The 9,595-nt window shown below is 47.3% G+C and carries 7 protein-coding genes; 2 read left to right on the forward strand and 5 right to left on the reverse strand.

Features of this window, described 5'->3' with window-relative positions; translation table 11 throughout:
- Positions 1–12: 12 nt before the first annotated feature.
- Complete coding sequence (locus A3GK_RS0100735) at positions 13–495, reverse strand: SPOR domain-containing protein (RefSeq protein ID WP_040575695.1); 483 nt, start codon at positions 493–495, stop codon at positions 13–15.
- A 143-nt stretch (positions 496–638) separates the two neighbouring features.
- On the opposite strand from A3GK_RS0100735, the gene A3GK_RS0100745 reads away from it, so the two are divergent.
- On the forward strand, positions 639–2,723 hold the full coding sequence (locus A3GK_RS0100745) for a S9 family peptidase (RefSeq protein ID WP_026161617.1): 2,085 nt from the start codon (positions 639–641) through the stop codon (positions 2,721–2,723).
- A gap of 76 nt (positions 2,724–2,799) precedes the next feature.
- Here the strand turns inward: A3GK_RS0100745 and A3GK_RS0100750 are convergent, their stop codons facing one another.
- From A3GK_RS0100750 to A3GK_RS0100770, 4 genes are all read right to left on the reverse strand, one after another.
- The gene (locus A3GK_RS0100750) at positions 2,800–3,828 is read right to left on the reverse strand and encodes a PspC domain-containing protein (RefSeq protein ID WP_018027618.1); all 1,029 of its coding nucleotides are present in this window, start codon (positions 3,826–3,828) and stop codon (positions 2,800–2,802) included.
- Positions 3,829–3,851: 23 nt separating this feature from the next.
- Positions 3,852–4,331 carry a PadR family transcriptional regulator gene (locus tag A3GK_RS0100755; RefSeq protein ID WP_018027619.1) on the reverse strand — a complete coding sequence of 160 codons (480 nt, stop codon included), beginning with the start codon at positions 4,329–4,331 and terminating at the stop codon, positions 3,852–3,854.
- Positions 4,332–4,459: 128 nt separating this feature from the next.
- Positions 4,460–5,527, reverse strand: coding sequence for a hypothetical protein (locus A3GK_RS0100760; protein ID WP_018027620.1), 1,068 nt, complete (start codon positions 5,525–5,527; stop codon positions 4,460–4,462).
- 236 nt (positions 5,528–5,763) lie between these two features.
- Positions 5,764–7,722, reverse strand: a complete 1,959-nt coding sequence (locus A3GK_RS0100770) for a DUF349 domain-containing protein (protein ID WP_018027622.1) — start codon at positions 7,720–7,722, stop codon at positions 5,764–5,766.
- A 245-nt stretch (positions 7,723–7,967) separates the two neighbouring features.
- On the opposite strand from A3GK_RS0100770, the gene A3GK_RS0100775 reads away from it, so the two are divergent.
- Positions 7,968–9,092, forward strand: coding sequence for a TlpA family protein disulfide reductase (locus A3GK_RS0100775; protein WP_018027623.1), 1,125 nt, complete (start codon positions 7,968–7,970; stop codon positions 9,090–9,092).
- Positions 9,093–9,595: the final 503 nt, after the last annotated feature.

Below are 9,595 nucleotides of genomic sequence, written 5' to 3' on the forward strand. Positions count from 1 at the left end.
GCTAGTCACAGATTAATAGGTACGCTCCAAGATCCATGCATCCTGGAAGAGTCCCTTATCGGCATACATACTCTTAATGGATTCACGGCTTCTTACAGCGTCGCTCTTATCGTCGAAGCTAGTGACGATCACACGATACATACCTTGCTCATTCTGTGCTAGGATGGGGTTGTACCCTTGATCAGCCATACGAGCCTTAAGAGAATTGGCATTGGTAACGCTTAGGAAGCTACCAATCACCACACTGTACCTACGAAGTCCGCTGGCATCCTCTCCTACGGCTGGGGTCACCTTTTCAGGTCGTACATCGGCATTGTCGGTCACCACTGGGATGATCTCATCCTTAGGAGTCTCCTCGGCCTCTTTAGCGATTTCTCTCTGCTGTGCACGCTCCATTACAGCCTTATAGGCACTCTGCTTTGGTTTACAAGAAGTCATGGCACCTGCTGTGAGCAGGGCGATTGCTACGATTGCTACATACTGTACTTTCTTCATCATATTCTATATAAGTCGGTTTGAATGATTCCTTTTCCTATCAAATATAGGAGTTTTTCCCTCATTTCCCACAAAGTTAGACTTTTATTTTGTAATTTAGCCATTCAAATGGGAATATTTCTATTTTTATCATTTTTTATACGATGAGAAAGAACATTTTAACCGCTGTTTCTACAGCTTTACTCATGAGTAGTATGCCAATACTTCACTCCACAGCAGCACCCGTAGGCGACACACAGCCTACTGAATTTACACCCGAGGTGCTGATGCAAATGTGGCGACTATCGACGCCGGTGCTTTCGCCCGATGGCAAGTGCTATGTCTACACACGAACCCTTCCAAATGTAAAGGAGAATAGCAGTACCACGGAGATGGTGCTATCGACTTTGGGCAAAGGGGGAGAAAAAAAGGTGCTTCCCCTCAAGGGGCACTCGCCTATTTTCTTGGATAATGAGACCCTAGCCTATATCTCTACGGAGGGGGCGCACGCACAGGTGGGGATCATCAAGGTAGATGGCACGGGGAAGAAGGCGCTTTCGGACTTTGACTTTGATGTCACAGGTTTCCTTTTTGCACCCGATCGCTCTAAGGTGATCATTAGCCGGATGGTGGAAACGCCTAGCATTATGCGGCAAGAGAATCCCGACCTCGATAAGGCAACGGGACGGATCTACGATGACTTAATGTACAAGCATTGGGATCACTGGACCCTTGAGTACCCACAATCGTACATCGCCGAGGTGGGTGAAGGGCTTGCGATCTCACAAAAGCTCACGAATGTACTTCCTAAGGGAGAGAGCTACGAGCTACCTATAGAGCCTTTTGGTGGGATTGATCAGCTGGCTTGGCACCCTAATTCGAAGGCGATTGCCTATAGCTGCAAGAAGCTGAAGGGGTTGGCGTATGCGCGCTCTACCAATACTGATATTTATCTGCTCGACTTAACGACCGGCACCACCACTAACCTCACCGAGGGAATGATGGGCTACGATGATACGCCGAAGTTCTCGTCGGATGGTAAGTATATTGCTTGGACCAGCATGGAGCGGGATGGGTATGAGGCAGACCTCAACCGTCTTTTCATGATGAATCTTGAGACCAAGGAGAAGACCTTTGTGACCCGCGATTATGAGCTTTGGGTAGATCAGTTTGAGTGGCTAGAGGGGGATAAGGGATTCCGTTTCCTCTCCAATGACCAAGGGCTGGGCAATCTATTTGAGATAGATATTAAGAGTCTCAAGGCAACCAAAATCACTGACTACGACATGGCCGATGTAGTGGGCTTTGCTGGTAATAGCAAGGACTTCCTCTACACCTTGCAATCGATGAAGCACCCCACCGATATTTATGCTTTCCAAGCACCAAAGCGTAGGAGAGCGAAGGCAACGATGGAGAAGCTGAGCACTGAGAATGACGCACTCCTTGCTACCATTCCAAATATTGAGATACAGAAGCGGTGGATCACCACTACCGATGGCAAGAAGATGCTCACGTGGGTGGTTCTTCCTCCTCATTTTGATGCTAATAAGAAGTACCCTGCGATCCTTTATTGCCAAGGGGGGCCACAGAGCACGGTGAGCCAATTCTGGAGCTATCGCTGGAATCTCCGCACCTTTGCCTCTCACGGCTATATTATGGTGGCACCTAACCGCCGTGGTGTGCCTGGTTTTGGCAAGGAGTGGAATGAGCAGATCTCGGGCGACTGGGGCGGACAGAATATGAAGGACCTACTAGCTGCTATTGATGAGGTGGCAAAGGAGCCTTATGTAGATGCCGACCGCTTAGGATGTACGGGTGCTAGCTATGGTGGTTACACTACTTACTGGATGGCAGGCCACCACGAGGGTCGTTTCAAGGCTTTAGCGGCCCACGCTGGTATCTTTAATTTCGATGCTCAGTACCTTGAGACGGAGGAGAAGTTCTTTGCCGATTGGGATATGGGTGGTGCCTACTGGGAAGATAATGCCACTACTCGCCACACCTATGCCAATTCTCCTCATCGCTTTGTGGATAAGTGGGATACCCCAATCCTCGTTACTCACGGTGATAGAGACTACCGCATCCTCTCTTCACAAGGATTTATGGCGTTTGATGCTGCTAAGCTAAGAGGCATCCCAGCTCGTATCCTTTACTACCCCGATGAGAGCCACTGGATTCTTCAGCCACAAAATGGCATTCTATTCTACCGTACTTGGTTTGATTGGATGGATCGCTATTTGAAGAAGTAATCGCAACGTATTTATAATGAAGGCGGGCTATATGATCACTCATGTAGCCCGCCTTGCTTATTGAGAACTTACAAAACTATAACCAAATCCAGAATGTAGTGAGGATAATCCAAAGTGCTATAATCACTATCTTAGTGGCTGTATTTAGCGACTTGGAGCGCATGATGATACTGAATGGCCAGATATAGACTAGAGTGATGATGCCAGCTAGAATCATCAAAGCTAAAAGCAACCCAAAAATAGCAAGTAAAATGGACAGCCCTACCACCCATACGGTGGAACTACTGTCACCAAAGGGAAGACCAGGGAAAAATGTGCCCTCACCTATAGCCACAATCCCCCAAATCAAAGCTCCCACAATAAATAGGACTAGGAAGAAGGCCACTATCCACCAAAGGATATTATTCCGACGCTTCTCCTTTACTTCCGTCTCTGGCTCCACAGAAGTTTCATCCGTTTGGACGCCTGGTGTTTCACTTGAAATCGTCTGCCAAAGGTTTTGGCTAGTGAGTGGCTTACCCTCCATACGCAGTCGGTCGGTTGCCTCAGTGGCTTCAGGGAGCACCATCCACCCCACAATATAGAGCACCACAAAGATCCAATTGAGTGGTGTAAAGAGGAGTAGAACAGCCACTAGTCTGAGAAGTGCCACATCCACACCAAGGTGCACAGATAGTCCTGCGATGATACCGCCCAACCACTTATGCTTCGGGTCGCGGTAGAGCTTCTTATTGAGCTTCTCGGCAAAGGTCTCCTCCTTTTTCGCCGAAGCTTCAGAAGTCTCTGGCTGTGAAGACTCTCCCGAAGATGATTGCACTGATGGCTCTTCTTCTCCTCCTTCCGGAGCCTCTAAATCCTCAATTCGCCCCAGCTGAGAAATCACCTCTTTAGCTAGGTCGAGGGTCACTACTTCGTGCCCCAGTCTCATTTTTTCGGCAAATAACTCCCCGAGCCTCATCTCAAAATCCCCAACGATCTCCCCTTCTGGGTCATCGGCAAGATAATATTCGCGGATCCCCTTGATATACTGGTCTAGCACATAGTAGGCATCCTCCTCTACATAGAAATTGCGATTGGCTAGATTAACGCTTATTGTCTTTTTCATATTGGTAATGTGTGTGGTGTGTATTACTTCTCTTCTTGATCATTCACAGCCTTTTCATCCTCTTTTTGGATAAAGCGGTCATCATCACGGGTGGAGATAACATACTCCCCTTCGGCAAACTCCAAACCAGTTCGTGAGGTGCCAGTACCCCAAGAGGGTGTCTCGTTATCTAGCAGGTCTACAGAATCTCTCATCGATACCCATAGCTTTCGTAATTCATCTAGGTAGACCCTACCGGCATCCGTGATGACGTAATACTTGCGAGGAGGCCCTTGCGAGCTTTCCACCCACGTATACTTGATCAGTCCCTCCTTACGGAGCCTAGTGAGTAGAGGGTAGATAGTCCCCTCCACCACGATCAGGTCATTCTCCTTAAGGATATTGATGAGATCTACGCTATAGGCCTCCCGATGACGTAATATCAAGAGAATGGCATACTCCATTACCCCCTTGCGCATCTGCGACTTAGTTTTTTCCAACGACTCTTGCATCTTATACTTCATCTAATAGTGAATACATTTCCTTTTCGCTTGCAAGATACAAAGAATTCGGTAGTTTGCAAAACAAACAACCGAATATATACTCTTCTTTGGTATAAATATGCCTATAAAAAGAATGTTGCAAGGAGTTTTTAATGCTTCAGTCCTACCTCTAAGATAGCCACGAAATAGGTATTATCAAGGATAGGAGAAAGCAAATAAGCACCTTCTACCAATGTGGAATCGTCATAGAGGTAGAGCGGTTTAGAATCAGTCAACCTCCGAATAATAGGATCATCACGCCTCGCAATCACAAAGCGTCCACCCCTATTACCGAGATACCTTTGGGCTAGAGATAGAGCTACAAAGCCCATTGTAGGGCGAATATTCACCTCCAAACAAGGAACGAAATGCAGTGAGCCATCAGCCCAATGATAAAGGGCTGTATCCACCCCGATAATTCCTTCATAATCGTAGAGCTCCATTTCTTGCAAGGATTGGCGTACCCATTCTGCGTAGGCATCAATATCTACTCCCAATGACGCTTCACCTAGATAGCTTCCTATGTACTGTGCTTTGTGGGTGATGGCTCGATGATGACCTAAATATGCTACCGCTCCATTCTTCCGCTGGTATTCAAAGCCCAATTCATAGACAATCTCATAATAGGGCTCAATAAATAGTGACCTCGGAGGGGTCTGAACCCACTTTGTCTGCAACACTTCAGTGATATCCACGTTGCTACTATCCAGCATCTCAATGCCACGACCCGAACTGGTAAAGTCCTCCTTAAGCACCCACCGACCTGGCGATAATGCCAGCGATGGCTCCACCTTACGAGGGGGAGTATCTCGAAAGCACTTTGGCGATGCCTCAAAGACTTTATGCCAAAGCTCCATCCCTCTTTCCCTACTGGCGAAGTAAGCCATCTCAGCAGAGCTATACGGCAATTTAATAGATGGAAAAAGCCCACGCAATTCAGGTCCCCACCCCCATGGTATCAACTCCGCCCCCACAGGCAGATGTGCCGTCAGCCGAGAGTGCCGCAACTCCTCTGGCAACCTCCTTGTGACCAAGACCTTATCTTCATCTCCTGCATAGTAGATAGGAAGCGTCTGTAGGTCCTCCCTCAGCCTACGAACCATTTTAGGCGGGGTATAATGCTCTACACCTCTAAGAATAGAGGCTTCGTAACCAGGATTAAAGAAGTGTACCACCATACCATTAAGAGAATGTTGCACGAAGTGCCATTCTCGCACATTTAAATCAAATGTGCTGAGACTTTGCACGAAGGATGAGATGCAAGGCGCTGAGGATGAGACCGAAGGGAGCGTACTCACGTACGTGACCGAGGCCGAATTCCGAAAGCAACGCAGCAGATCGCCTTCGTGCAACAGTCTCATTAAAAAGGAGCCACACCGTTAAAAGCATGGCTCCTTCCATCATTTAATAAGGCTTAAGCCTCAGTTGTCTCAGTAGATTCAGTTGTCTCAGCTGGCTCTTCTGTCTTTGGAGTTTCCTCCTCCTTAGCGGTAGGATTTTTGATCTCCTCAGCTACCTCACGCTTACGCCCCTCCAGCGACTCAATCTTCTCACGAAGTGCATCAATCTTCTTCTGTATCTGCATCACCATAGGATTATCTGGCGAAGCATTGAAAAAACCAATATTATTCTCATACTGGCGTAGCTCCTCCTCGAGTGCAGAGATATTGCCATTGATCATACTCCGCTCATCCTTTAGCTCATTGCTAGATAGCTCGGTAAGATCCTTCTTCATATCCACCTTGCGTGGTCTCCGATCACGGCGATTGTTGTCACGCTGGTTATCGTTTCTCCTACGAGGACTGCGACGGCTATCGTCCATCCCCTTCAGACGTCTTAGAGCACCATAATATCTATTGAGCACCTCGCTCTTTTGATCATCAGGCACAGGGCCAACCGATGCCCACTCAGCCTCAATCTCAGCTAGTTCGGCAGTCGGATCCTCCAGCTTCTTAGCCTCCAGAGCCTCTATCTTATCAGCGATCTCCAGCTTCCTCTCCAGGTTCTCTTCACGAGAGAAGTGCTTATGATTGACCTTCTTTGCCTCAAAGAAAGTATCACACGCCTTGCGGAACTGCCTCCAAAGCTTCTGAGCCTCCCCTACTCGGGTACCCAGCTTAGAGATCACCGTCCACTCCTTTTGCAGAGCTTTCAGCTTATCGGCAGTTGATTGCCAATCGGTGCTCTCCTTAAGGGCATCGGCTTCAGCTACGATCTCGCGCATACGCTCCAGCTTAGGAGTAATCTCCTCGCTCAGTTCGCGGAGGAACGTCCTACGCTGTAGATAAAACTCATCTACCGCCACACGGAAACGCATATTTACCTCATTGAGCTTAGCCCGTGGTACACGACCAGCCGACTTCCACTCCTTACGGATCGCCTCCATTTGGTCTTCATACTCTCTCCATCCTCTACGAGTAGTTGGAAGGGTTACTAAGAGATTTTCAAGCTTCTCAATAATCTCCATCTTATGAGCACAGTTCTGCTCCTCCTTCTCCCTGAGCTCTTTGAAGTAATCATCATGACGCTTATTGATCACTGTGGAGGCATCCTTAAAGTCCTTCCACATAATATCTCTAAACTCTGGCGCCACAGGCCCCGTCTCCTTCCACATATCGTGGAGCGTCTGGAGCTCTCTGAAGGCCTTCACGATATCAGGTTCATCTGCGAGAGCACGTGCTTTAGCGATGAAGCCCTCCTTCTCCACACGATTGTGCTTGAAGTCGTACTCCTGCGCCTCCTTATTGAGTTTATTAATCTCATAGTGCTTCTCCAGCAGAGTAGAGTATTGATTGAGCAGATCAGAGCGTAGATTTTCAGGTACATGACCTATATTCTTCCACTCATTACGGATATTCTCAAATTCATTACGCACCTTAAAGAAGTCGTCAGTAGACTCAAGATTGGCCTCAAGGCGCTTAATCAGCTCTAACTTCTTATCATAATTGAGGCGTCTTTCGGCCTTCTCCTCCTCCTCTTTTTTAGCCTGTAGCTCGTGGAACCTGGTCTTAAGATTGATGAACCTTGTCAATAACTCATCCTTGGAGTCGGCCGATGCTTCAGGGGTTTCTTCGCCAGTCTCTTCCTTTTCATCAAGCTCCTCCTCGTCATTAGCGATAGGCTCTTGGTGGTTGATCATTCGCTTTAGACGCTTCATCTCCTGGAGCTCTGGCAGCTGCTCCTTATTGATCATTTCAGACAGATGATCCAATAATTCGGCAACCGAAAATGCCGAAGTATCCACCTTCTCAAGCTCTTCGCTCTCCGTAGGCTGCTCCTTCGTAGCTTCAGCACCATCAGTCTGTGTCACCTCTGTTGGGGTCACATTATTCTTCTCCTCACTAGGCGTCAAAAGAGTATTCTCTTGCTCCATAATCTTAATCCTTTCTAAAAAAAGTTCAACCACTAGTTACTCGCTAGTAGATACAAATATGTACTGCACCTCCCCTCACTTATAAAAGTGGCTAAAGATACCAAAAAAAGCAGACATCTACACAATTTTGGACCGATTACCACCCCAATAAGTGTAAAATAAACCCACAAACGTACACTATATTGGTTTATTTTTATACCTTTGCGTGATAGAAGTAATAGTCATTAAACAATGAATTATTTATCATGAAAAGAATTTCACTAAAACTAGGCGTATTAGCAAGTGCTATGGCACTGCTTGCTATCGCATGCCAACCCAACCAAAAGGAGTTTAAGCTAACAGCTACTGGACTTTCTGAGGGAATCAATGGGACTTATGCTAAGGTCTATGATATCAACAATGAGGTGATAGACTCTGTACTAATCCAAAATGGTGGCTTCGTCTACACCACTCCAGCTGATGACACTGTAGCAAGGACTATAATGGTAGGGGAGACCCCAATCGCTTTTTCTTGCGAAGAGGGTGAGTATACCCTGACACAACAAACCGACGAGGCCGGCAACACCAATTTAGTTCGTGGGGGCAAAGAAACCAGTAGCTTCGTAAAGGTTCAGGCCCTCAATGACGAAGTGGCAGCAGTCAATAAGAAGTACACCGACCTCATTAATGCCAAGATGGCTACAGTACCAGAAGGTGAGGAGCCCTCTGAGGAGCTTATCAACGAGATCAACCAGCTCCAATCAGACTTCTTCAAGGAGTATAGAGCTATCAGCGAGAAGTACTATACCGATGGGGGCAATACCATTCTAGACTACACAGCCTTCTCATACCTTGCTGGTCAGTACGACGATGCAGAGTATGTTGAGCACTTTGATGCTGCAGGAAGCATGATCAAAAACGACAAGGACCTACAAGCTCGCTACAACATGGCTAAGGCTGCCGTTAGCACTAGTGTAGGTGGTAAGTTTGTAGACTACGAGATCGTTAACCCTGCTGGCGAAAGCAAGATGCTAAGCGAGTTCCGTGAGGAGGGTAAGTACTTCCTTCTCGACTTCTTTGCTTCTTGGTGTGGCCCATGCAAGAGGTCAATGCCTACTCTAGCAGAGGTTGAGAAGCAGTATAGCAAGATCCTCTCTTCTGTTAGCATCGCTGTATGGGAAAGAGATAATGATGGCGCTGCCTATGCAGAGGTGGTAAAGACCCACAAAATCACTTGGGCAACCATGCAAGATGCTCAAAGCAAGGGCGTAGAGCTCTATGGCGTAAGTGGCGTACCTACCTTTATCCTCTTCTCACCAGAGGGCGAGGTACTCCTTCGTGGTCACGACATTGACGAGGTTAAGGCTAAGCTAGAAGAGCTTTCTAAGTAAGCCGATAACAACCGATCATATAAGGGTGCAGACTACCTAGGTAGCCTGCACCCTTTATTATGTCCGAAAAGTGACCAGGGGTTACGCATTAGAATGTTCTTACCACGAGACATTCATCAGAGAGTCAATGGGTAAGGACCTCCGCGAGGAGGTCCGATTTGTCGTAACCCCCATTCGAGGCTCGCAGAGCCGATGAATGGGGTAAATGTGGTTTCCTGAAAAAGGTTGACTCGGTTAATGTTACGTTGTTATTAATCCTGCTTTATGTTGACTTTCTAGCCTTTAGTCCTGTGAGGGGTTGACTGGAGGGCGTAGCCCGGAAGGAAACCCCTCACAGGACTAAAGGTACCAAAACTTGGGCACCTATCCTATTTTTTGATTTTCAAGGTACTCCTCTCTATAGCTTTTCCACCTCTTGGGGATTTTCCCTTTGCACTTTGAGGCTTCAACAGGTGTCTTATAGTCGAGACTCATGTGAGGCCTTTTTGTGTTGTAAAACTCTA

The organism is Porphyromonas somerae DSM 23386 (genome assembly GCF_000372405.1).
Lineage (GTDB): Bacteria > Bacteroidota > Bacteroidia > Bacteroidales > Porphyromonadaceae > Porphyromonas_A > Porphyromonas_A somerae.

Coding starts and splice junctions, on each gene's coding strand:
- A3GK_RS0100735 (WP_040575695.1), bottom strand. CDS start 495: ATGAAGAAAGTACAGTATGTAGCAATCGTAGCAATCGCCCTGCTCACA.
- A3GK_RS0100745 (WP_026161617.1), top strand. CDS start 639: ATGAGAAAGAACATTTTAACCGCTGTTTCTACAGCTTTACTCATGAGT.
- A3GK_RS0100750 (WP_018027618.1), bottom strand. CDS start 3,828: ATGAAAAAGACAATAAGCGTTAATCTAGCCAATCGCAATTTCTATGTA.
- A3GK_RS0100755 (WP_018027619.1), bottom strand. CDS start 4,331: ATGAAGTATAAGATGCAAGAGTCGTTGGAAAAAACTAAGTCGCAGATG.
- A3GK_RS0100760 (WP_018027620.1), bottom strand. CDS start 5,527: ATGGTGGTACACTTCTTTAATCCTGGTTACGAAGCCTCTATTCTTAGA.
- A3GK_RS0100770 (WP_018027622.1), bottom strand. CDS start 7,722: ATGGAGCAAGAGAATACTCTTTTGACGCCTAGTGAGGAGAAGAATAAT.
- A3GK_RS0100775 (WP_018027623.1), top strand. CDS start 7,968: ATGAAAAGAATTTCACTAAAACTAGGCGTATTAGCAAGTGCTATGGCA.